20 protein-coding genes and 2 pseudogenes are annotated in these 22,136 nt (G+C 49.1%); 1 reads left to right on the forward strand and 21 read right to left on the reverse strand.

Annotation, left to right across the window (positions count from 1 at the left end):
- Nucleotides 1-52 precede the first annotated feature (52 nt).
- The 8 genes from FXF61_RS05855 to aroC form a co-directional block, all read right to left on the reverse strand.
- Nucleotides 53-394, reverse strand: a complete 342-nt coding sequence (locus FXF61_RS05855) for a lipopolysaccharide assembly LapA domain-containing protein (RefSeq protein ID WP_151184385.1) — start codon at nt 392-394, stop codon at nt 53-55.
- A 37-nt stretch (nt 395-431) separates the two neighbouring features.
- Nucleotides 432-713 carry an integration host factor subunit beta gene (ihfB, locus tag FXF61_RS05860; protein ID WP_151184386.1) on the reverse strand — a complete coding sequence of 94 codons (282 nt, stop codon included), beginning with the start codon at nt 711-713 and terminating at the stop codon, nt 432-434.
- A gap of 348 nt (nt 714-1,061) precedes the next feature.
- Nucleotides 1,062-1,643 (reverse strand): Fe-S biogenesis protein NfuA, encoded by a 582-nt coding sequence (gene nfuA, locus FXF61_RS05865; RefSeq protein WP_151184387.1) that lies wholly within the window; start codon nt 1,641-1,643, stop codon nt 1,062-1,064.
- A 130-nt stretch (nt 1,644-1,773) separates the two neighbouring features.
- Nucleotides 1,774-2,457: an acireductone synthase gene (gene mtnC / locus FXF61_RS05870; RefSeq protein ID WP_151184388.1), complete on the reverse strand. Its 684-nt coding sequence runs from the start codon at nt 2,455-2,457 to the stop codon at nt 1,774-1,776.
- Nucleotides 2,454-3,005: an acireductone dioxygenase gene (locus FXF61_RS05875; protein ID WP_151184389.1), complete on the reverse strand. Its 552-nt coding sequence runs from the start codon at nt 3,003-3,005 to the stop codon at nt 2,454-2,456. The genes mtnC and FXF61_RS05875 overlap by 4 nt, the downstream gene beginning before the upstream one ends.
- Before the next feature lie 40 nt (nt 3,006-3,045).
- Complete coding sequence (locus FXF61_RS05880) at nt 3,046-3,669, reverse strand: methylthioribulose 1-phosphate dehydratase (protein ID WP_151184390.1); 624 nt, start codon at nt 3,667-3,669, stop codon at nt 3,046-3,048.
- Nucleotides 3,666-4,859, reverse strand: coding sequence for an MFS transporter (locus tag FXF61_RS05885; RefSeq protein ID WP_151184391.1), 1,194 nt, complete (start codon nt 4,857-4,859; stop codon nt 3,666-3,668). Before FXF61_RS05885 ends, FXF61_RS05880 begins: the two co-directional genes overlap by 4 nt.
- Before the next feature lie 63 nt (nt 4,860-4,922).
- Entirely contained in the window at nt 4,923-6,014 is a 1,092-nt protein-coding gene (gene aroC / locus FXF61_RS05890; RefSeq protein WP_151184392.1) for a chorismate synthase, read from the reverse strand.
- A gap of 165 nt (nt 6,015-6,179) precedes the next feature.
- Between aroC and FXF61_RS05895 the strand changes: the two genes are divergently transcribed.
- A complete protein-coding gene (locus FXF61_RS05895; RefSeq protein ID WP_151184393.1) occupies nt 6,180-6,977 on the forward strand; it encodes a hypothetical protein in 798 nt (265 codons plus the stop codon).
- A 34-nt stretch (nt 6,978-7,011) separates the two neighbouring features.
- On the opposite strand, the gene FXF61_RS05900 is transcribed toward FXF61_RS05895, so the two are convergent.
- The 13 genes and pseudogenes from FXF61_RS05900 to FXF61_RS05960 form a co-directional block, all read right to left on the reverse strand.
- Nucleotides 7,012-7,404 (reverse strand): hypothetical protein, encoded by a 393-nt coding sequence (locus tag FXF61_RS05900; protein WP_151184394.1) that lies wholly within the window; start codon nt 7,402-7,404, stop codon nt 7,012-7,014.
- A 13-nt stretch (nt 7,405-7,417) separates the two neighbouring features.
- Nucleotides 7,418-7,795, reverse strand: a pseudogene (locus FXF61_RS05905) (hypothetical protein); the annotation flags it as partial.
- A gap of 24 nt (nt 7,796-7,819) precedes the next feature.
- Nucleotides 7,820-8,209, reverse strand: a complete 390-nt coding sequence (locus FXF61_RS05910; RefSeq protein ID WP_151184396.1) for a hypothetical protein — start codon at nt 8,207-8,209, stop codon at nt 7,820-7,822.
- Nucleotides 8,202-9,281 carry a hypothetical protein gene (locus tag FXF61_RS05915; RefSeq protein WP_151184397.1) on the reverse strand — a complete coding sequence of 360 codons (1,080 nt, stop codon included), beginning with the start codon at nt 9,279-9,281 and terminating at the stop codon, nt 8,202-8,204. The genes FXF61_RS05910 and FXF61_RS05915 overlap by 8 nt, the downstream gene beginning before the upstream one ends.
- 2 nt (nt 9,282-9,283) lie before the next feature.
- On the reverse strand, nt 9,284-10,144 hold the full coding sequence (locus tag FXF61_RS05920) for a DUF637 domain-containing protein (RefSeq protein ID WP_178087270.1): 861 nt from the start codon (nt 10,142-10,144) through the stop codon (nt 9,284-9,286).
- 34 nt (nt 10,145-10,178) lie between these two features.
- The gene (locus FXF61_RS05925; protein WP_151184399.1) at nt 10,179-10,499 is read right to left on the reverse strand and encodes a hypothetical protein; all 321 of its coding nucleotides are present in this window, start codon (nt 10,497-10,499) and stop codon (nt 10,179-10,181) included.
- Nucleotide 10,500: 1 nt separating this feature from the next.
- Nucleotides 10,501-12,417: pseudogene (locus FXF61_RS05930) on the reverse strand (DUF637 domain-containing protein); the annotation flags it as partial.
- A 34-nt stretch (nt 12,418-12,451) separates the two neighbouring features.
- Nucleotides 12,452-12,841 (reverse strand): hypothetical protein, encoded by a 390-nt coding sequence (locus FXF61_RS05935; RefSeq protein ID WP_151184401.1) that lies wholly within the window; start codon nt 12,839-12,841, stop codon nt 12,452-12,454.
- Nucleotides 12,834-13,361, reverse strand: a complete 528-nt coding sequence (locus tag FXF61_RS05940; protein WP_151184402.1) for a hypothetical protein — start codon at nt 13,359-13,361, stop codon at nt 12,834-12,836. Before FXF61_RS05940 ends, FXF61_RS05935 begins: the two co-directional genes overlap by 8 nt.
- A gap of 8 nt (nt 13,362-13,369) precedes the next feature.
- On the reverse strand, nt 13,370-13,636 hold the full coding sequence (locus tag FXF61_RS05945) for a hypothetical protein (RefSeq protein WP_151184403.1): 267 nt from the start codon (nt 13,634-13,636) through the stop codon (nt 13,370-13,372).
- Nucleotides 13,629-14,402, reverse strand: a complete 774-nt coding sequence (locus tag FXF61_RS05950; RefSeq protein WP_151184404.1) for a hypothetical protein — start codon at nt 14,400-14,402, stop codon at nt 13,629-13,631. The genes FXF61_RS05945 and FXF61_RS05950 overlap by 8 nt, the downstream gene beginning before the upstream one ends.
- A 199-nt stretch (nt 14,403-14,601) precedes the next feature.
- Nucleotides 14,602-14,943: a hypothetical protein gene (locus FXF61_RS05955; protein ID WP_151184405.1), complete on the reverse strand. Its 342-nt coding sequence runs from the start codon at nt 14,941-14,943 to the stop codon at nt 14,602-14,604.
- The gene (locus tag FXF61_RS05960; RefSeq protein ID WP_178087271.1) at nt 14,940-22,130 is read right to left on the reverse strand and encodes a DUF637 domain-containing protein; all 7,191 of its coding nucleotides are present in this window, start codon (nt 22,128-22,130) and stop codon (nt 14,940-14,942) included. The genes FXF61_RS05955 and FXF61_RS05960 overlap by 4 nt, the downstream gene beginning before the upstream one ends.
- Between the last annotated feature and the right edge of the window lie 6 nt (nt 22,131-22,136).

The following is a 22,136-nucleotide window of genomic DNA, read 5'->3' on the forward strand; positions in this document are numbered from 1 at the left end:
ACAGCAAGGCTAAGCTAATACCTAACTCAGCCTTGCTGCCTGTTAATAGATTTTATGGCGTTTTAACAGGCTCAGTATGCGGCAGCGCTTTGCTCTCATCAGCCGTATTACTCTCTTGCAGTGTTTTGATACGCTTTTCACAAGCACTCAGCTGCTTAATCTGTTTGTTGTAGCGTATGCGTAAACGCTGGTGAGGCCACCAAGACAGTAAGGGTCCAATAACGAGGCCCATAACAAAAGCACTCAGTATATAAAGCGCTAGGGGGAGCTCAGGTGTTTGCCAGCCAAAAAATACCAACTGCGTCAGACCGCGATTTTCTAAGGTGAAAAACACAACGCTGGCAGCTAAAGCCAAAGCGATAATAACAATAAGTAAGCGTTTCAAGCTTTGCATAGGACCCTCTGTGGTCACTTAAATATTAAACATCAGATTACCCATCATTGACCCGGTCGCGCAACTCTTTACCTGGTTTGAAATGGGGTACATATTTACCTTGCAACTCAACTGTTTCCCCTGTCTTGGGATTACGCCCCACACGCGGTGCTCGGTAGCTCACAGAAAAACTTCCAAAGCCGCGAATTTCAATACGCTCTCCAGACGATAGCATTTGCGTCATGTGTTCCAGCATGGTCTTCACTGCCAACTCAACATCGCGTACAGACAGTTGTTGTTGCCGGTCAACAATACGCTCGATTAATTCGGATTTGTTCATTATTTTCCCTTTTTTATCAAGCAGCTAGCAGGTTTTAGCATGCTTACTGAGCTTTGAACAGGGCCAATTAATTAAAAACTAAAAGAATGTGAGTTTGCTGCTCTTTTAAAGTAAAAAAACCGATAACAGCTTGTGGCTGCTAGCGGTTTTTTTAGGTCTTGGTATTCGCATATCAAGAAATAGAGTCGTAAAGAACCGCTTGAGCTAGGATCAACCAACTCAGCAGTGTGCGTGTTTTTGCACGCTAAAGCTTTTGCAGGGTAGTGTTCAAGCTTATCTTGCAGCAACTAGTTTATAACCTAGCGCATGCGTGATCTATTTGACTAAAGTCCCCTGCTCATCACGGCATTAGTAGTACGCGTTCTCGGTAATACTGTGGTCGGTGATGTCGCGCACGCCTTTAACTTCAGGGATACGCGCCATCAAGGTCTTTTCAATGCCTTCTTTCAGGGTATAGTCTGCCTGACCGCAGCCTTGGCAGCCGCCGCCGAATCGCAAAATTAAGATACCGTCATCAATATCAATCAAGCTGACTTCACCACCATGGCTGGCAAGGCCTGGGTTGATTTCAGTCTGCAGGTAGTAGTTAACACGATCAGACAGCGGGCTGTCTTCACTGACCATCGGTACTTTCGCGTTAGGTGCTTTAATCGTTAGCTGGCCGCCCATGCGGTCAGTTGCATAATCAACCACAGCATCTTCGAGGTAAGGCTCACTTAGTGCGTCAATCCAAGCTGTAAACGCAGGCAGTACTAAAGGTGTGTCTTCAGGTTTTTGTTCTTCAGGCTTGCAATAAGCAATGCAGGTCTCGGCATAGGTTGTGCCGGGCTGGGTAATAAAAACACGAATGCCAATACCTGGGGTATCTTGGCCTTTCAGTAAATCGCCTAAATAGGCTTGAGCTGCTTCGGTAATATTAATCGTACTCATGGTAACTCCTCACAATCATAGTTGCAGTGTACGCTAATTAGCCCTTGTGAATAAAGACCTAGCAAAGCAGTCAGGTTAAATTTGTTATGAAAATTAACAATTCTGCAGTTTTAACGAGGTTTGCTGATAACTAAAACGCTGCTGGGTCAATTTGCGCAAAATTTTCGACAGCCACATGTCCTGCCAGTACACCTTGATTGCGTGCTAAACCGCAGGTGCGCATACCGCTGGCTTGTGCTGCATCAAGCTCTTCTACTACATCGGATAAAAATAAAATGTGCTCCGCGGGTAGATCAAGCGCTTGCGCAATGCGTGCATAGGATTCTTGCTCACGCTTATGCCCAGAGGTGGTATCAAAGTAGCCGGAAAACAATGGGGTTAAATCGCCTGCCACAGAGTAGCCAAAAATTAATTTTTGCGCCTGCACAGAACCTGAAGAATACACATACAGCGCGTAACCATGCTGCTGCCAAGCGTGCAGTGCGGTGACTGCATCAGGGTAAACATGACCCTTGATCTCACCTGTTTCGTAGCCCTGCTGCCATACCAAGCCCTGTAGGGTCTTTAATGAAGTGGCTTTGACATCGCCCTCCATCCATTGCAGCAAGATAGCTATCACACGCTCAACATCGGCCTGTGGCTCTTGCGCTTCATCCCGTACAGCTTGCAGCAGTTGCGCTTGTGGCTCCTGTTCAGCACATGCACGCACATAATCAGGCAGGTGCAGCTTGGCATAGGGAAATAGCACCTCATACACGAAGGCAATTGAGCTGGTGGTGCCTTCGATGTCGGTCAAAATGGCTTTGATACTCATAGCAAATCATCCAGCGTTGGGTAGTGCTGTGCAATGGTATCGCCTGTGAACTGTGCGACCCAGCCCTCAGGGTTGTTGAATAAACGCAGTGCAGTAAAACGAGGATGCTCGCCCATATCAAACCAATGCTTGCTCCCAGCAGGTACTGAGATCAAGGCGCCCTTGTCACACAACACCGCATACACATGCTGATCGATATTCAAGCTGAATAAACCCCGGCCGGAGACAAAGAAACGCACTTCATCTTCGCTGTGGATATGCTCATCGAGAAACTTAGCGCGCAAAGCCTCTTTGTCAGGGTGTTTTTCATCGAGACTAATAACATCTACTGCTACATAGCCGCCTTCTTTTTTTAAGCGCGCGATGTCATCGGCATAGACTGTCAACACGTCCTTAGCTGAAGATTCTGCAGTCAGTCCTTGTTGGGTCTGCCAATGCTCAAAGCGCACACCCACTTGAGCTAAGGTGCTGCTGATATCTTCAACATGGTTTAGCACCTTAATAGCCAGCTTAGGCTGGGCGGTGTGGTAGACAAACAGCTGACTCATAAATAAAACCTCAAAATAAACGGTAGCGGTAAAGTGCCAGTTAGTCGCGCGTCATACAAGCACGTACTTTTAACTCGCACTCTAATAAAAACTCAAACGCCTCAATCTGGCGTAAGGCATCTTGCATGGATGCACCCCAAGTATATAGACCGTGTCCACGAATTAAGTAACCTTGGCAATCTGGGTGGCTATCCAGCCACTGTTGCACGTGTTTAGCTAAGCGCGGGATATCTTGGTCATTTGCAAATATTGGCACGAGCAACGGCTGTTCATGGCTGTTAATACCGCTGAATGCTTTTTGCAGTTCATAATCGCAAAATTCAATCTGCCCAGCGGGCTCGATGCGCGACAATACTGTGGCGTTGACTGAGTGTGTGTGCAAAACAGCTTGGATAGTCGGCTGCCAGTTGTACAGCTGTGTGTGCAATAAGGCTTCTGCAGAAGGTTTCTTACTGGGCTCAAGGCTCTGCGCTTGCAAGTCTGTAGCGAGAATATCAGCCTCTATCAGCTGGCCTTTATGCTTGCCAGAAACAGTCAGCAGCACACGTTCGCAACACAGGCGTGCAGAGTAATTACTGCTGGTGGCCGGTGACCAACCACGCGCATACAGAAACCGGCCTGCTTGAATAATCTGCTCGCAGAGCTGTTCACGAGTGAATGTCATAGATTACTGTCCTTTGATAATTTTGATTGCGCGTTCTCGATACCGGCTAGGCCAAACAACAGCAGTACGGCTGCCAACAGCGCGACTGCACTGGCCAGCGCAAAGGTTATCCCAGCGCCTAGAGTTTGCCATGTATAACCGGCATATAATGCGCCTAACGCACCGCCGATACCAGAAAACGACACATACAAGCCCTGCCCTTGCCCTTGTTTATGTGCCGCAAAATGGCGCTGCACAAAGTGAATCGCTGCGGCATGAAAGCTGCCAAAGGTAGCGGCATGCAGCACCTGTATAAACAGTAACACCAACAATGAGTCGGCATAAAAGCCCAGCAACCACCAGCGCAAGGCTGCAAGTAACAGGCTGATAATGATGATGTGTTTTAAGCGTATGTGGCGCAATAGCCAAGGCATTATGACAAATAAGCCAATCTCTGCCAGCACACCCAGCGCCCATAGCCAGCCAATCATGGCGCGCGAGTAATTTAAATCAATCAGATAAATGGTTAAAAAAGTGTAATACGGGCCGTGTGAGAGCTGCATTAAAGCCACGCCAAGCAAAAATATCACAACCGGCTTGATGCTGGTGGCTCGCGCAGCGGCTGTTGAGTTGTTGCCTGTGATTGCTTGAGTGACCAACGGCTCTGGTCGTGCAGGCACCCAAAAACTGCTGAGCACAATACCACTCATTACCGCCAAAATAGCCCAAGGGTAATACGCTAAACCGACCTGATCAAAAAGATAACCAAAGCCAATCACCACCAGCATAAAGCCCACTGACCCCCACAAACGCAGCTGGCTATAGCGCTCACTCTGCGCGCCAAGGTGGGCTAAAGTAATCACTTCAAACTGAGCCAAGATGGCATGCCAAAAAAACGCATGCAACACCATGATCAGAGCCAGCCAAGCAAAACTTTGACTAAAAAAGATAAGGCTAAATGACAAGAGCGTGCAGATAGCACCAAGGCGCACGATGGCTAAGCGTTTTTGACTGCGATCCGCTAGCCACGCCCATAAGCTAGGCGCAAGACAGCGCATTAGCATGGGAATGGCAATCAACTCACCGATGCGCGCGGCAGAAAAACCGAGATGGTCAAAATACAACGCCATAAAGGGTGCAATAGCACCCAGCAAGGCAAAATAAAAGAAGTAAAAACTCGATAACCGCCAATATGGCAAGACTGCACTCATAACTCCGACTGCCTTACACACGACTGAGCTAAGCCAGCCATGTGTTCGCTGAAGGTATGTGTTTTAAAGCTGAGCAAGTATTGGCGTGCTGACTTGCACATCAGCATTTTGCCCACGATGGCGCAGCAGGTGATCCATCAGCACAATGGCCATCATCGCCTCAGCAATCGGTGTGGCGCGAATGCCAACGCAAGGATCGTGACGACCTTTGGTGATCATCTCTACTGCCTCACCCGCCGTATTAATGGAGCGCCCGGGGGTGGTGATGCTGGATGTGGGCTTGAGGGCTAAATGCGCAACGATTGGCTGGCCCGAAGAGATTCCACCGAGCACGCCACCGGCATGATTGGAGGTGAAACCTTGCGGGGTTAATTCATCGCGGTGCTCAGTGCCGCGCTGCGCTACACAGGCAAAACCTGCACCGATTTCGACACCCTTCACCGCGTTAATGCTCATCAAAGCATGCGCCAAATCCGCATCGAGACGATCAAATACAGGCTCGCCTAAGCCCGGCATCACACCGTCTGCGACAACCGTGATTTTCGCACCCACAGAATCCTGATCGCGGCGTAATTGATCCATATAGGCTTCAAGTTCAGCGACCTTGCTTGGATCAGGGCTAAAAAAAGCATTGTCATGCACTGCATCCCAGCTTTTAAAGGGGATTTCGATCGGGCCAAGTTGACTCATATAGCCACGCACAACAATGCCTTGGGTGGCGAGGTATTTTTTCGCAATGGCTCCGGCGGCGACACGCATCGCTGTTTCACGCGCCGAACTGCGCCCACCGCCACGGTAATCACGCACGCCATATTTATGGTGATAGCTGTAGTCGGCGTGTGCCGGACGAAAAATATCTTTAATGGCTGAATAGTCTTTCGATTTTTGATCGGTGTTGCGAATCAATAAACCAATCGGGCAACCCGTGGTTTGCCCTTCAAAAACACCCGACAAGATTTCCACTTGATCAGCTTCTTGGCGTTGCGTGGTATGCCGACTGGTACCGGGCTTGCGCCGATCCAGATCGTCTTGTAGGTCTTCAGCAGTCAATGGCAAACCCGGCGGGCAGCCGTCAACAATGGCAACTAAGGCGGGGCCGTGGCTTTCTCCAGCGGTAGTAACAGTAAAAAGCTTGCCAAAAGTATTACCGGACATACACACTGCTCCGAAATTGTTAAAATAATTGCGCAGTATACCTGTACTCAGTCGGTTCTGGCACCTTGCATCACTACTCAAGGCTGGTTGTTGCGTGCCAGCCTAAAGTAACGCGCCTAACTGCCGATAGCATGTGCACTAAGGTCATTCTTAAAGTGATTTGACATGATATCTGCAGTATCAACACCAGAGCCAGTCGCGCCCGACGCAGACAATGAAGAAAACGTTAAAACTCAGCACCCGTGGTTAGAGTTAGAGCCTGAACGTTTTCAGCTTATTCGTCTGAGTGCTTTACCTGCAGATCGAGAAGCGGGCCTGAGGCCTTTACGCTTTGTCAGTTTGGGCCGTGTTGAGCGCCACAGCAAAGAAGAAAGTTTTTTGCGCTTAACGGTGGATGTGCCAGGATTAAACACCAATAAAGAAGTGAATACGCTAGAAGTTTGGGCCGATCACCAGGCGTCGCAAATACGGATTAATGCTGACTTTCCTTTGCAGGTGGAGCCCAGTAATCGCGGTTTGGGGCGCTTTTTACTGGCGCAGGCTGTGGTATGGGCACGTAAACGCTGGAATCATTACACTGTTGCCAGACTGCCGTTGCTGGCAAAATATGCACCAAGTGATGTTGCACGCTTGCGTCGTGATCATGCCTTACAGGCACAGGGGTTCAATGTTGCTTATGAGGCTGGGATACAAATGCGTGCCGACTGTTCAGTCGGCCGCGTGAGCCAACTGCATAGTGATTGGAATGAGAATAAAGTCTGCTTAATTGACACAGTAGACAGTGCCATGATGCTGCAAAATGCGGATAAAAATCTAAATGAGCAAAGCGCGCACATTAAAAAACTCAACCAGCGCATTACTCTTTTAAAAAGCGAAGACAGCACGCTACGCTTTACGATTGCCATGCTGGCAATTTTTGCGGTTTTCCAAGCGGCATTACTGATTTGGATTGCAACGCATTAGCCTAGTAGCTGCAAGATTTAAGGCCAGTGCTTAATCACATGAGGCCAGTACTTCTGAGGGATGTAGTGTTCAACCCATAAGAAAAACCATAAGCTCCGCCCATATTGATCCCTACCGAACCAGTAAGCCCCTTTCCTTGAGTCAACACACCGACTGTAGTTGCTACCACTGTGTCTATTAACTCAATTTCTGCAATTTCTTTAGTACTTAACTGATAAACCAAATTTGAGCCACCACTGACTGTACCACCCAATACCAGAGTGTCACCTGTTGCTGTGGTGTTGGCCGCTCCACTAACTGTCAGCATAAACATCGCCCAAGCCTTAACAAACTCTTTAGCTGGCTCAGGCCCATCAAATCCATCTCCACGCGCCATGGCTCGTAAAGCGTTGGATATCTCTTCAGACGTGACACCTAGCTCTTGCATATGCTGTGCAAGCGAGGCCGCTATTGGTTATGTTGTCGGCATGTGCATCAAGGTTATGACTCGCGCGTAAGGTGCCTTGGTTGTTTAACGCTGCGCCAGAGATCAGCGCAACATCATGCCCCTGAATGAGAGCACCGCTGGGCGCCAAGCGACCTTGAGTTTGAGCCATGTACAACACGGGTACCAGTACTGTCTCGCCGCGCACTTCACGTTCTTCCATCCAGACAATGTCATGGGTCAGTGCAGCAACTTGCTCAGATGTCAGAGACACGCCCAGCGACAAACTTAAAGCATCTTTACTGGCAATGGCATTGTCCATTAGATAACGAAACATCGCTTCGTCACTGGTTAAACTGGCAATAAAACGCTGACCGGTGCGCGCGACCAGCGTTTCGCGCAGCGGCTTCTGGACTGTTTATTCACGTTCATCGTCAACATCCTTGTCAGCATAAAGATCTTCTTTTATTAAGTTTTCGGTGTCATACCATTGGCCTTGGACGCTTTTTTTTGCTCTGCGACGACGCAGTTTCTCTCGGATCAAAAAAAACAAATATACTGTATGGGATAAAAAAAGCGCTACAAAAAGACCACCTGCCAACACCCTTCTTGCCCTAATTTGCCCCTCGTTATCAAGCTGATAACCATATTCAATTCCCAACACAGCGTTATAAAACCATACATCAATTTCTTCTGCATACCAGATACACAAGCAACCGACACTCCAAACAATTAACGACAACAAAACACCATGCACACTTTCCCTGTCAAACAAATACCTTCCTAGTTTGAGAATCTGATTAATCATTTACTGAACCTTGCTTGTCCAATACCGCTGGAATAGCCCACTCAGTAACTTGCCCCGCACCTTTTCCCATATAGCCTGGATAAGGATTTAAAACCCCTATATTTTGTAACAAAATAGACTTATTTGGATCAATAGCGTCACCATTTATTCTTTTAGGTAAGTATCTATATGCAATATTTCTTGCATAAGCGCCTACTACTTGACCGGCACCACCAGCAACAAAACCTACGCCTGCGCTACGCCATACGTTTTTATCTTCATCATAAATATAATTATTCAGCGCCCGGTTCGTCCCACCATACGCACCACCCAGCGCCATGCTTCCCAGCAAACCAACACCCGCCAGCGGGTAGGTGAATCCGCCCGTTATGCCGGCAACCACAGTCTGCCCGGGACGGTATTCATTACCACCAATCAACTGTCCTGCTGCGTCAAAGCCACTAGCGAGAACAGTACCCGTCAGTACTGAGCGTGCAGGCAATGCATATAAGCCAACTGGCAACGCAATCATTGAGGCCATGCCCAATGTTAATGATCGAGCACCTGCGTCGCTCTCCTCAATAGTTCTCATGGATGTTGTATCTAAGCCATATGAAAAGCCAGCAGCGCAGGCTACGCACACCTTGTAATCAAATGGTGGGAAGTACTCGGCATCAGCACCGATAGGCCTAGGCACTGTCCAATCATAAATACCAATCTGCTCGCTGATGTAGTTGATAACATCAACATCTTTGTCAGCCATACTAATACGCTGTAACGATCGACCATCGCTCAGCTGAACCCAGTCACCACCGGTATCGTATATACCACCCTGCCCGTCAACCAACATATCCGAGCCTGCAGTGATTTCCGTTCCTGCGATATTTGATAGTCGCATTTGCTCCTCGATCTGCTCAACCGTATAACGACCATCACTTTCTTCCGCCAGACGCTGAGCCAACTCACGCTCGGTTAGGTGCAGTTGACGGTTATACTGCGTCGCATTCCCCGCTACCGAAGCGCCGATCTGCATGTCTTTCTCATCACCACCAGCCACTGACGCAACAAGTACGCCCAACACTTGCGAGTTCATGGTCAGTAGGCCGGAGCTTCCTCTGCCAAAAGTTTAGAATTAAGTTTGACTCCATTGATAGCGTTTTCTGCTCCCGTGCTACTTTTCGTCCTAAACAACCCCTTAACCCACGAAGCAATTCCAGAACTACCCTTAACCGCCGCTGTCCCCAAACCAGCACCGGCCATGACGAGCTCTGCGATCTGCTCCGTTTGCAGCCGAGACTGTTCGGACTCGGTCAGCTGAAACAGGTCGGCTTCAAGTCTATCGCGATAGAGGTCATTGTTATAATACTGATTAACCAGCGCAACTGCATTAGGGTTAAGGTCATTGAATCCCTCACCATGTGCGGCCATCACCTCAATCGTTTGCATCAAGTCATCATAAGTTACGCTACCAGGATCGACTGCGCACTGTTGAGGCCGTGCTGAGCATGCGTTCAGAACACCTTCCGCAAAGTTTTCCGCGTTCGGGCGATGCAGATCGTGGTTATAGTTAGTCGCATTCCCCGCCACAGATGCGCCGATCTGCATGTCCTTTTCATCACCACCGGCCATGGATGCCACTAGCACGCCCAGCACTTGCGAGTTCATGACCAGCAGGCTGCTGCGCTGGTCATGACTCATGTTGTCGTATTGGTTAGCAAGGGTGTCGATTAACGCTTCGTTAGCGCCGGCAGCTAAAGCGCCGATTTTGAAGTCACCACCAGCGGCTTCGGCAGCTAAGCCACCCATAATGGCGTGCAGGCCGATTTTGCTTAGACTGCCGTTGTTGATTTGGTTGTTTTGGCTAAAATCACCCTCCCAGTTAAAACCCGCCGCAGCAAAGGTGTTGGCCAGCGCGCTGGTCAGGGCATCGCCAAAATCGCCGTCCTGGCCCAACACTTTGTTCAGTTCAGAAAATGGAGATTACTCTCACTTACCACCGCTCTCCCTTCTTAAATTTTTCATACCAAAACTTTCTTGAATATACATCATCCCGCTCAAAATGATATATAAACGCCTCCATATCTTCTTGCAATGGATATTCGTATTTATACTTAATAATTGCCAATTTATTTTGAATCTCGTAAAGTTCATCAAAAAAAATCAATGCACCATCAAAAGAGCTACATTCAACAATAGACCAAACCAGCTCGTCACATCTTGACTTGTATAGAAGTAAAAACCTTTTAATATCTAAGCAAGAATCTCTATAACTGCACAATCGCTCTTCCAAAATCGGCCATATATTTCTCATTTTATCTCCTTAATGGCTGAATATGACCAACCTGCCCTGTAACAGGATTATAAATCATTTCCAAACCGGCACCCTCATACCGGTAATAGCCTGGCATCCCTCTAGGATCAGGTACAATTTTTGGACTACTAGCTAAAACTTCCTTAACCTGCAAGAAAGGGGCTGGTCGCCCTTGTTCCCACAGCCTATCGTAATAAGTTTTTTCAATTTTTATTCCACCTGCAGAGTAAAACTTACCATCAAACTTTATAGCTTCAGGATTCTTTCCAAGCAACCCCTTAACCCAAGAAACAATCCCAGGACCACCCTTAACCGCTGCTGCCCCCAAACCAGCACCTGCCATGACCAGTTCGGCAACTTGCTCCGTTTGCAGCCGAGATTGTTCAGATTCGGTCAGCTGGAACAGGTCGGCTTCCAATCTATCGCGATAGAGGTCGTTGTTATAATACTGATTGACCAGCGCAACTGCATGAGGGTTAAGGTCGTTGAATCCTTCACCATGCGCAGCCATCACCTCAAGCGTTTGCATCAAGTCATCATAGGTTACGCTATCAGGATCAACTGCACAGCGCTGAGGCTGGGTAGCGCAAGCATCCAACACTGCCTGGGCAAAACTTTCAGCATTTTCACGGTGCAAATCATGGTTATAGCTGGTCGCATTCCCCGCTACCCATGCACCGGTTTGTATATCCTTTTCATCGCCACCCGCCATGCTGGCCACCAGTACGCCCAGCACTTGGGAGTTCATGGTCAACAGACTACTGCGCTGGTCTTGACTCATGTTGTCGTATTGGTTAGCAAGGGTGTCGATTAACGCTTCGTTAGCGCCGGCAGCTAAAGCTCCGATTTTAAAGTCACCACCGGCCGCTTCGGCAGCTAAGCCACCCATGATGGCGTGCAGGCCAATTTTGGTTAGACTGCCGTTGTTGATTTGGTTGTTTTGGCTGAAGTCACCGACCCAGTTGAAACCGGCTGCGGCAAAGGTGTTCGCTAGGGTGCTGGTTAGTGCATCGCCTAAGCTGCCATCTTGACCCAGCGCCTTATTCAGTACAGCCGAAGTACCATTTTGTAGCGCTTGGTTGGTGGCAAACTGACCTACGCCAGACCATGTGCTTAAACCTCCCTCCACGGCCACTTTACCGCTGTTGGCCAGTACGCCTGTATTATTCGATGCTGCAGCCGTGTTACTAGCGCCGGTTTGCGTGCCAGTCCATTTGTCGTAAACACCGGCGGTTAAACCTGCGGTGACACCAGAAACCACATAGCCTTTCAGGGCATCACTGGTCGTGGCATCTTTCAGGCCTGCACCCAAGTCACCCTTGTTGTTGATCGTACCAATGGCGGTGTTACTGGCCATGCCGGTCAGGGCGGAGGTAACGGCCACATTGGCCCAGCCTGCCCCGGCAAGGCTCGCACCTGTTCCGGCAGCCCACATGCCACCAGCGGTCGCCGTCGTCGCTCCGGCAGTGGATGCGGCTCCGGCTACCAGCCCACTGGCCGCCCCCGCGGTAAAGTACGCCACCACAATGGCAATCACCATCGCCGCCGGGCCGCTCAGGCCCGAGCTGCTGTAGCTGAAGCTATCATGCAGCTCCTTGACCTGACGCCAATCCACATCACCGCGTTGCTCCATAGCCTTGATCCAGGCCAGCTGTGGGTCGGCTTGCACCATGGCGTCGATGGTTTGACTGATGCTTTGCTGATTGACCTCTTTAATGTCGATTTGAATACGCTCGGCAGCACGGATGGCGATTTCGCCTTGGGCTTGTAGCTGGCTTTGCATCAAGGTTTCATCGGTATTGCCTTTACCCTTGGCGCTTTGCCAGACCCAGCTATTTTTACTGCGAATGCGGCTTTGTTGCTCCAGGTCTTTGACGCCTTCAAACACGATACCGGCCCCGCTGTCGAGAGTCAGGTCAGCAAACATAGCTCACACAACCGCCGCGCATCGACTACTTAGGTTCATCGTCGATACCCTTGTCAGCATAAAGGTCTTCTTTGCTTAGGTTGTCGGTGTCATACCACTGGCCTTGGGCGCTTTTCTTTGCTTTGCGACGGTGCAGCTTGTCTTTGGTTAAGAAAAACAAATTAGCAACACTTATTGATGATCCTGCTAAAAATAAAATTACAGCAAAAAAACGTCTTGCTCTTGCCTCTCCCTGATTATCAAGTTGGTGGCCGTAGTCTACCCCCAATACCGCAGTGTGAATCCATACATCAATTTCCTCTGCATACCAGATACATAAGCAACCAACGCCAAACGCAAGTATATTAAACAAATTACCATGTATATAATCCGTATTAAATGTAGCGAAAAACAATCTCTTTAATTTCTTAATCATGATTCGCCTCCTGCTTATCAAAAACAAGAGGAGTCACAAACTCTACTACCTGACCAGTACCTTTCCCTACATATGTTGGGTATGGATTCAGAGTACCTATATTCTGCAGAAGAATTGGTTTACTAGGGTCAATAACACTGCCACCCAGGCGCTCAGGAAGATACTTGGCTGAAAACTTGGCTGTTTCGTGAGTTGCACGATAACCAAATCCACCACCTAAAACGCCTATCCCAGCACTACGCCATACATTCTTATCTTCATCATAAACATAGTTATTCAGTGCTCGGTTCGATCCACCATAGGCACCGCCGAGGGCCATGCTGCCCAGCAGCCCGCCGCCGGCCAGCGGATAAGTCAATCCGCCCGTTACACCAGCAATCACAGTTTGTCCCGGGCGGTATTCATTGCCGCCAATCAACTGACCTGCTGCATCAAAGCCAGCGCCCAGCGCTGTGCCTGTTAAGACCGCTTTTGACGGCAGTACATACCAGCCGACCGGCAACGCCAATGCTGAAGCCATACCCAAGCTCAAACAAAAAACAAACCAAAGTACATTAAAATAAACCCTAAAAAGGCAAAAAGCCTAATCTCAAATGAGTATTCCTTTCTAGCGCCAATCCCGCCAAAATTCATATCTTTTCCATTTATAAAATTATACATCTGCTTAATAAATATAAACTGCAAAGCAGTTATTACAAAAGCACCGTACACGTCAGAAATCAAGCGATAAAAATTAACACATACCGCCACGCAAAGAAATATAAAAGCAATCTTCACGTACAAACTATTATTCATTACCTGAATCCCAATGAGCATTGACTAACTCTTTAAAAAACCCTGTAGCATTTAAAGCATTAGTTAATCTATCAGCCACAAGAGGATCAACTCCTCGCTTAACTGCATACAATTTGAATCCTGCTCCTGCCAACTCAGCTGTCCCGGCCTTATAACTTTCATCTGATATATAACCTGACACAAGTGTACTTATCGTAGACATTGTAGACAAAGCAACTGCCGGCCCAGCAGGCGTAAATACCGCCGCCGCACTCAACGCTGTACTTGCATTATCCAGGGCATTAACCTCGGCTGCACGGATCCAGCGCAAAGTATCAGGGTCAGAAAAATCTATGTTAGCTCCTACCGCCAGGCATTCAGAAGTTCCGCATGAGTGGAATCTGGGCGAATAACGTTCACCATCAATCACCACCGGAACTCTGTAGCCGCCTTTTTCATCTAACGGATATCCAGTTAGCCTGTCTCGCTGCCAATCCGGGAAGCCATCTGTAGCGCTACTTACCGGCTTTGGCATTTCCCAGTCGTAAATACTGGTTTTTTCACTGATATAGCCTGTGATTTCAGGGTTGATGTCCGCCGTGCTGAAAACTTGTATGTATTGGCCATCGCCGACTTCTATCCAGCGGCCACCGGTGTCATAAATACCCTCTGGACTACCGACCAGCATATCTGTGCCGGGGTTGATAGCGGTGTCGGTAATGTTGGATAGCCGCAGTTGCTCTTCGATTTGCTCCACTGTGTAGCGGCCCTCACTTTCTTCGGCCAAGCGCTGGGCCAGTTCGCGTTCAGTTGGGTGCAACTGGCGGTTATACTGCGCTGTTTTTCTCAGCTACTTCAAACTAAAAGCAGTCACCAACCAAGAGCCAAGACCAACAAACCCACCTCCAATCAATCCAGCCAACAAAGCCTTGGCGGTTTCTTAATCACAAGTAGACCAATTTTACTCAGGCTGCTGGGGCGATACTTTAGCTTTGCTGACTCAAAAGGCCACTATATCTCTGATCTCTATACCACCAGTCAACATCTGGCATTTCTTCTCGCAATTTTTTAAAAAGCAACAAGCCATCATCATAAAACGCATCTTCCTCCTGCCTTGATGCAAACCCAATATTTAAATGAAAGTTTGGAGCATCTAACTTGTAAATCGAGTCAAACCTATCCGACCACTCATTAAGTTTATTAATCAGTTTATCTGGCAAGGGCAGAGTTGCAGGATCAATATTATCCAATGTAGACATATCCCAAATAGGCCAACACTGAACCTCAGCCATTAACTTCAACTTTCTTCTAGGTTCGAATTTACTCATCGAAAATTAGCTCCCACGATATAGCCATTATTTCCGACTGTAATGGCCAGCCGATGCACCTTCCCTTCATAATCAAACTCATATATTGGCCGTCCAGTTCCACGGCCTTGATAACCGACTATTTTATCTTGCTGTAGAGCGGTTAGCAGTACTTCTGGAATTTGACTCTCTTTAATTCCTCGCTGCACGAACTCCTTACCATGCTCACCTATGATATGCTGTAAACCAGCTTTAGAGTTACCCGTTTCTAACCAAACAATCCTGCCATCAGGTAATTTGCGTATATCAATCAAATTGTCTGAGGCAACTTTAGTGCCAGCTGGCAGTTCAGAAAGCAACTTGTCTTTTGTCAAATCCTGAGCTAAAGCGCTCTTATTTGACCCCTTGCCCAATACGCGCCCCGGCGCTACACTTAATCCAACATCCACACCCAACTCAGTCGAAGAAGCTGCATTGCCTATGACAACCTCAGCGCCCTTACCTTGCATGATATGCAGGTTGTCCAGATAGCCTTTATACTTCAGCTCCTCCGGCATACTGGCAACAGCATCCCAAGCTTGCTGTATATCGGCTAATGCACAATCAGGACAATTCGCCGCTCCCATCAGCCACAAAGCAGTTTTTGACGGAGCAGAAGCCAAGTTTTCGATGGCGTTACCAAAGCCTTCCTGACTCCCTAAGCCCTTGGCGTTCAATACCTCTTGGTAGTACTGTGGATTGGTCTTGTAATCCAGTGGATCAACAAGCGCAACCTCAGCCAGCAGGGTTTGCAACGCCTGCTTATCATTAAACAGCTCTATCAAGCCTAGCCGCTCGTTATTATATTCAAGCGGTGTTGCCTGAAACATGTTTACACTGTGGCCAGCCAACTCCTTATCGAGGAATGTCGCTGCTCGCTCTGTTTTACCATCGGCTTCAGTTAGCGCTTCATTCCAGCCCCGATCAACCAAGGCGGCGGCTGTTCGTAACAGCTCCTGACGCGCAGCATCTTCTGATAAACCATGCTCGTCCGCATAACGCTGCACACGCTCACGATCAGAAGCAAACTCGATTTCGTCAGGGTGCAACTGGCGGTTATAGTTGGTCGCATTCCCCGCCACCCAGGCACCGGTTTGCATGTCCTTCTCATCACCACCAGCCATGCTGGCCACCAGCACACCCAACACTTGGGAGTTCATGGTCAGCAGGCCAGAGCGTTGGTCGTGGGTCATGCTGTCATATTGGCTGGCCAAGGTGTCAATCAGCGCTTCGTTGGCTCCGGCCACCAGTGCGCCGCTTTTAAAGTCACCGCCCGCCGCTTCGGCAGCCAGGCCACCCATGATGGCGTGCAGGCCGATTTTGGCCAAGCTGCCGTTATCCAGCTGGTTGTTTTGGCTAAAATCACCCACCCAATTGAAACCCGCTGCAGCAAAGGTGTTGGCCAGCGTGCTGGTCAGGGCATCACCAAAACTACCATCTTGCCCCAGTACTTTGTTAAGCGTGGTCGAGGTGACGTTTTGCAGCGCCTGGTTGGCAGCGAATTGGCCGACACCGCCCCAGGTGCTCAAGCCGCCTTCGACCGCCACTTTGCCGCTGTTGGCCAGAACACCGCTGTTGTTGGAGACGGCTCCAGTGTTGCTTGGGCCAGTTTGTGTGCCGGTCCAGTTGTCATATACACCTGCCGTGAGGCCCGCGGTGATGCCGGAGACGGCATAGCTTTTCAGTGCATCGCTGGACGTTATATCCTTGAATGTAGAGCCTAGGTCGCCCTTGTTGTTGATGGTACTAATGGCGGCGTTGCTGGCAATCCCAGACACAACAGCGTTCGAGCTGGCAATCCCTGCGGTACTGGTTGCGCCCGTCAGAGTAGCCCCCGCCCCCGCGGTAAAGTACGCCACCACAATAGCGATCACCATCGCGGCGGGGCCGCTTAGGCCAGAGCTGCTGTACTTGAAGCTATCATGCAGCTCCTTGACCTGGCGCCAATCCACATCACCGCGTTGCTCCATATCCTTGAGCCATGCCAACTGAGGATCAGCTTGCACCATGGCATCAATGGTTTCGCTCACGCTTTGCTGATTGACCTCTTTAATGTCGATCTGGATGCGCTCGGCAGCACGGATGGCGATTTCGCCTTGGGCTTGTAGCTGGCTTTGCATCAAGGTTTCATCGGTATTGCCTTTACCCTTGGCGCTTTGCCAAGCCCAGCTGTTTTTACTGCGAATGCGACTTTGTTGCTCCAGGTCTTTGACGCCTTCAAACACGATACCTGCGCTACTGTCCAAGGTTAAGTCATTGCCACTATTCAGCTGTGCAGCTTGGTAACGCTGCTCATCACCGCTGATGATGGCCAGATCGCCGCCGCTGGTGATGCTGCTGCCAACGTGGGTCACTTGCGTGCGCTCGTCGCTTTTGAAGCTCTTACGGCCAAAGCTGCCTTTTTTCTTTTTCTCGGAGAAGGAATAGTCGTAGTCTTGCTCGGCCAGCAGTTGCACTTTGCCACCAGCAACAAGATAGGCTTCTTTGCCTGCGCTGATGTGGCTCGAAATAATTTGCGTATCTGCACCCGATACACTTATAAACTGACCTCCCGCTTCAAGCACCGAGGCTTGCTGTTGGACTTGGGTGTTCTCTTGATTGACTTTCTTACCGCTGCGACGATAACGGTATTCACTGCTTTGCGTGTTAGCCGCAGAGCTGATCAACACATCACCACCTGCCTGCAGGCTCATATCTCCACCCGCCTTCAAGCGGCTGGCCACGATCGCGATATCCTGTTCTGCACTCACATTGAGGTGAGTGCCTGCTTGGATATCACCGGCATGCTGGGTTGTACTGTTGTTGCTCCAGAAGTGGCGTTTATCCTGACGCATCTGCCCGTTATTTTCTTCAGCAGACACCAGCAGCACATTGCGGCCAGCATTCAGATCAATTGCGGCACCGGCCTTGAGATTGGCGCCCTGATTAATAATGTCGCGCCCCGCCAGCAATGACAGGTCACCTGTGGCCTCTATGCCTGCTGCTTGATCGACAATACTGGTGGTTTGGCTATAACCTTGGCCACTGCGGGCCTCTTGAGTAATGGTGCGCTCATTAAGAATATCGCCGCTCACTGCCAGCAGGCTGACATCTCGCCCCTTAATTAAGCCACCGCGCTGATTGTGAATACTGTCTTGCGCCAATAACTGCAGACGCTCATCGGCCTGTATCAAGCCGCTGTTGCTGATGTTTTCAGCGCTCACAGATAGATTATTACTGGCGCGTAACATGCCGCTGTTATTAAGCTCTGCGCCGGAAATCAACGCCACATCGCGACCTTGGATTAATGCACCTGTAGGGGTAACGCGGTCTGTTGCTTGCGCTAAGTACAGAATCGGTACCAATACTTTTTCACCTTGTACTTCACGCTCTTCCAGCCAAACAATGTCATGGGTTAACGCGGCAACTTGCTCTCCAGTCAGAGAGATTCCCAGTGACAAGTTCAATGATTCTTTACTGGCAATGCCGTTGTCCATAAGGTAACGAAACTGATCGTCATTGGAGGTGAGGCCATCAAGAAAGCGCTTGCCGGTACGCGCAATAACAGCTTGCTCAATCAAGCGCTGCTCGTACAAACCATCGCCTAAGCGCTTTTGTGCTTGCGCAGGGTCATAACCCAAACCTTGCAGCAGATAATTGGAATTGAGAAATCCGCTCATACTGGCAAACAGTGGATTGGTTTCGATCAAATAGGGATGACTGGTGTTCGAGTTAACAGTAAATAATCCACTGGAACTCTGCGGCAAACTAAACCCAGGTAGCGCTGTTGGGTCAACCAGCTGCTGAGTCAGGTCGGCTGGCAATTGCGCATTCAACTGCACAACTAAAGGTTGTAAGCCTGAGTTAACTTGAGTGTCTAGCGTCTGCACCGCGCTTGCTTGCGGCGCTTGATGCTCCAAAAGCGAAGCATTGTTTATGCTATCTCTAACCTGAATATGGACATTGCCACCTGCTTGAATAATGGCGGGCGCAGCAGCTCCTGTTGGCGTTTGTGTTTCGATATCGCTGACTAAACGCCAGCTATAGAGCGCACTTGACAAAGCTTTAGGTAACGACTGGGCATTGTAAGGATAAATATAGTTCCAACGAAAACGCTCATCAGTGCCATCGGTGACGCGCCCCGTGTTAAAGCGCTGTACCCGCTGTGCTGTGCCTGTGCTCGCAGCAAGATTTTCTAAGGTATCGGCAATAATGTTGATATTGCCAGACGCACTGAGGCTACTGTAACGGTTAGCAATCACATCACCCTGCACAGCTAAATTGCCACCTGAATGAATGCGCGCCGCAGCGGAGTCTTCTTCTACTGTAAATTCAAAACGCTCAGTGGCTACATAATCAACATTGTGATGATCGCCACTGCAGTCATAACAAACCACATCAATATAGCCAGAGGTTAACGTCTTACCAAGACGAAACTGCTCCTTACGGTTAGTCAGTGTTGATGCATACAAGCCCATATCACCACCGGACTCAATACTGCCTGAGCGATTTTCCAATAGTGTCATCGCGGTATAAGCATCATCTTTGGCGGCAGTTAGAGCACCTAAACTATAGATATCGCCATACCGATTGGTCAGTGTATTACTGCGTAACGCCATATCGGCGCCGCTAAAAACCAATCCTTGATTCAAGAGGTGGTTTGTTTCAATACGCAACTTTTGACCAGTCCCGAGAGTGCCTTTGTTGTCTATATCACTGGCGCGAATCTGTACATCACCTGCCGCACTCAAGGCTCCGGCATTGAGCAAACGACCACCTAACTCAAACAGTGCGTTCTGAGCACTGCGCACACTGGCGCCTTGTTGCAACTCGACGTTCTGGCTTTTCAGATAAAGACTGCCTTGGCTGTGTAGCGCACCCTTGCCTGTATAGCTATCGGTCAAAGACAGATGCAAAGCGCCCTCAGTCTCAATCTGCCCGTCATTCACCCAAGTACTGCCACTGGCATGTAAATCATCAATTGAGCGCAATACACCACTGGCGGTGTTGGTGAAGTGGTTGACCTTGAGCTCTATTTGTTGAGCCTGTAGTTCACTGCTATTAAGCCAACGGTCCACATCCAGTTTGAGGATGCCATTGGTTAAAAAGCTGCCGCCTGCCTGGCCTGCATCACTCAAACTTAAGGCAAAATGATCGCCAAGATGGCGAATCGTGCCTTGTTGATTGCTCAAGGCTTGGCTGTTTAATAAAAAGTGCTGGTTACCGACTTCAACCAAACCTTTATCATTATTGAACAGCGTCTTGATGGTAAAAGCACTACTGCCAGCCTGCCCTAAAGCTCGTAAACGGCCACTATCATTACTTGCCGAGCCTGCGCTTAATAACAGGCTGTTTGTTGCCTCAACCAGCCCTGATTTGTTGTTCAAGTGCCCCGTCAAACTGACTGCAACCTCTTGCCCACCGATCAAACCACTTTGGTTGGATAAGCTCAACGCATCAACTGTTAGGTTTTGTTGGCTAATAAGCTTGCCGCCATCGTTGTTAATAGCCCCTTGTGCGAGTTGTAAATTACCCTGTGTTGCAGTGACCTGTCCTTGACGGTTATCTATGGCACCACCTCCAGCCACATCAACACTGTGGGCTTGGATAACGCCTTTTTGGTTACTCAGTTGCTGTGCATTGAGCTGGAGCGAGTTGTTATTTGCCAGTATTTTTCCGTTTTGATTATTCATCGAGCGATTGGTGGTGAGGTTAACAACGCCGGTATTCGCTTGAAGTACACCACTTTGGTTATTGATCGTTTGACTGCTGATGCTCAGATCACCGCTCTGGCTCAAGATCAATCCATCACTGTTGTTATTGATCTGATCAGACGCTTGAATGGTTAAATCTTGATTGCTCGCCAGAGTGCCTTGGGCGTTATCTAACTTCTGCACTTTAAGGTCTAGCGTGTTCTGGCCGATCAGCTGCCCACCACCATTATCAACATGCTTGGCATCAATCTGCGCTGCACCGACGGCAACAATCTGTCCGCCCTGATTATTCAATACATTTAAATCAGTATTCAAATCTCCTTGTGCAACCACTGTGCCTTGGTTTTTAAACTCGCCACCTTGCACTGTTAAAATACTGGCAGTATTGCTGCTGCCATCGGCTTTGCTACCCACCTCAATCACGCCTTGGTTATCAATCAGTGCAGCATTTAGATCTAGATCACCGGCAGCGGCCAGACTGTCATTTACAGTAATGGCTCCATTCTGGGCGATGATTTGAGCGGACTGCTGACTGTAAACATCTTGCGTTAAATCGATCTGGGCGGCATTGAGTTTGATATCACCTTTAGCCGCTGTTCTGGCTAGGCTCAGATGCCCGTTGGTATCAATACGGATATCACCGGCACTGGCGGCCATATCACCGGCCAGTTTCACCCCAACACCTGCTTCAGTACCCACTAAGCGAATGGCTCCCGCATACATTCCGCCTAAGGCAGAGCTATCAATGGCGAGGCTGGGCTTATCATCTGGACGATCTGCTTTTGCAGTCGCGGTGAGGGTTTGCGCATCGACGCTGTTACGACCGGTGATGATATTGAGTTGATTGGCGTGCAGTTCAGCGTTGATTTTGGCACTACGCGTGATCAGATCAAACTGGCTGACATTAGTGGCATTCAGTCCGGTACCCGAAATTTCAATCTGCCCACCTTCGACGTCATAACGCTTAAGCTGACCTTGCTCAATAATCGGCTTACCCGTGGTGAGCGTGGCATGGGGCGTATTAATAAAACCGCAACCATCACAGGTGATCCCGTGCGGGTTGGCCACCACCACATGCGCCTGTTTACCGGCCACTTCGGTGTAGCCTTTAAGCTGACTGGCTTGGCCACCAGTCACCTCATTAAGAATCATTCCCGCCGCCCTGCCGTTGAGCTGGCTGTTACCTACAATAATGCCGCCCAATTGGGTTTGGGTAAATTTATCCGTACTGTTATTTAAAATCAGCCCCTGCTGCCCCACGTTATAGTCGGTGAATTTATTATGCGACAGTCCATTGCCATTGGGTGTAGCAATGTTAACCACAGGCACACCATTAGCGGCTTGGCTGATTTGCGTATTACCACCAGCACTGGTATCAACCCGCAAATCTGCTGCGGCAGACAGTAAAGGCTGTCCGCACATCACCGCAATTAACAACTGAGCAATGACCTTAAATAAAGGGTTTTGAGTATTCATACTGAA

Origin of the sequence: Pseudomonas sp. C27(2019) (assembly GCF_008807395.1) — a bacterium.
Lineage (GTDB): Bacteria > Pseudomonadota > Gammaproteobacteria > Pseudomonadales > Pseudomonadaceae > Denitrificimonas.

Excerpts from the sequence above, each read along its gene's own strand:
- FXF61_RS05880 (WP_151184390.1), bottom strand. The coding sequence starts at position 3,669 with ATGACATTCACTCGTGAACAGCTCTGCGAGCAGATTATTCAAGCAGGC.
- FXF61_RS05885 (WP_151184391.1), bottom strand. The coding sequence starts at position 4,859 with ATGAGTGCAGTCTTGCCATATTGGCGGTTATCGAGTTTTTACTTCTTT.
- FXF61_RS05855 (WP_151184385.1), bottom strand. The coding sequence starts at position 394 with ATGCAAAGCTTGAAACGCTTACTTATTGTTATTATCGCTTTGGCTTTA.
- FXF61_RS05955 (WP_151184405.1), bottom strand. The coding sequence starts at position 14,943 with ATGAGTAAATTCGAACCTAGAAGAAAGTTGAAGTTAATGGCTGAGGTT.
- FXF61_RS05925 (WP_151184399.1), bottom strand. The coding sequence starts at position 10,499 with ATGAGAAATATATGGCCGATTTTGGAAGAGCGATTGTGCAGTTATAGA.
- FXF61_RS05895 (WP_151184393.1), top strand. The coding sequence starts at position 6,180 with ATGATATCTGCAGTATCAACACCAGAGCCAGTCGCGCCCGACGCAGAC.
- mtnC (WP_151184388.1), bottom strand. The coding sequence starts at position 2,457 with ATGAGTATCAAAGCCATTTTGACCGACATCGAAGGCACCACCAGCTCA.
- FXF61_RS05900 (WP_151184394.1), bottom strand. The coding sequence starts at position 7,404 with ATGCAAGAGCTAGGTGTCACGTCTGAAGAGATATCCAACGCTTTACGA.
- FXF61_RS05875 (WP_151184389.1), bottom strand. The coding sequence starts at position 3,005 with ATGAGTCAGCTGTTTGTCTACCACACCGCCCAGCCTAAGCTGGCTATT.
- aroC (WP_151184392.1), bottom strand. The coding sequence starts at position 6,014 with ATGTCCGGTAATACTTTTGGCAAGCTTTTTACTGTTACTACCGCTGGA.
- FXF61_RS05915 (WP_151184397.1), bottom strand. The coding sequence starts at position 9,281 with ATGAACTCGCAAGTGTTGGGCGTACTTGTTGCGTCAGTGGCTGGTGGT.
- FXF61_RS05940 (WP_151184402.1), bottom strand. The coding sequence starts at position 13,361 with ATGGCTTCAGCATTGGCGTTGCCGGTCGGCTGGTATGTACTGCCGTCA.
- FXF61_RS05910 (WP_151184396.1), bottom strand. The coding sequence starts at position 8,209 with ATGATTAATCAGATTCTCAAACTAGGAAGGTATTTGTTTGACAGGGAA.
- ihfB (WP_151184386.1), bottom strand. The coding sequence starts at position 713 with ATGAACAAATCCGAATTAATCGAGCGTATTGTTGACCGGCAACAACAA.
- FXF61_RS05960 (WP_178087271.1), bottom strand. The coding sequence starts at position 22,130 with ATGAATACTCAAAACCCTTTATTTAAGGTCATTGCTCAGTTGTTAATT.
- nfuA (WP_151184387.1), bottom strand. The coding sequence starts at position 1,643 with ATGAGTACGATTAATATTACCGAAGCAGCTCAAGCCTATTTAGGCGAT.
- FXF61_RS05935 (WP_151184401.1), bottom strand. The coding sequence starts at position 12,841 with ATGATTAAGAAATTAAAGAGATTGTTTTTCGCTACATTTAATACGGAT.
- FXF61_RS05945 (WP_151184403.1), bottom strand. The coding sequence starts at position 13,636 with ATGAATAATAGTTTGTACGTGAAGATTGCTTTTATATTTCTTTGCGTG.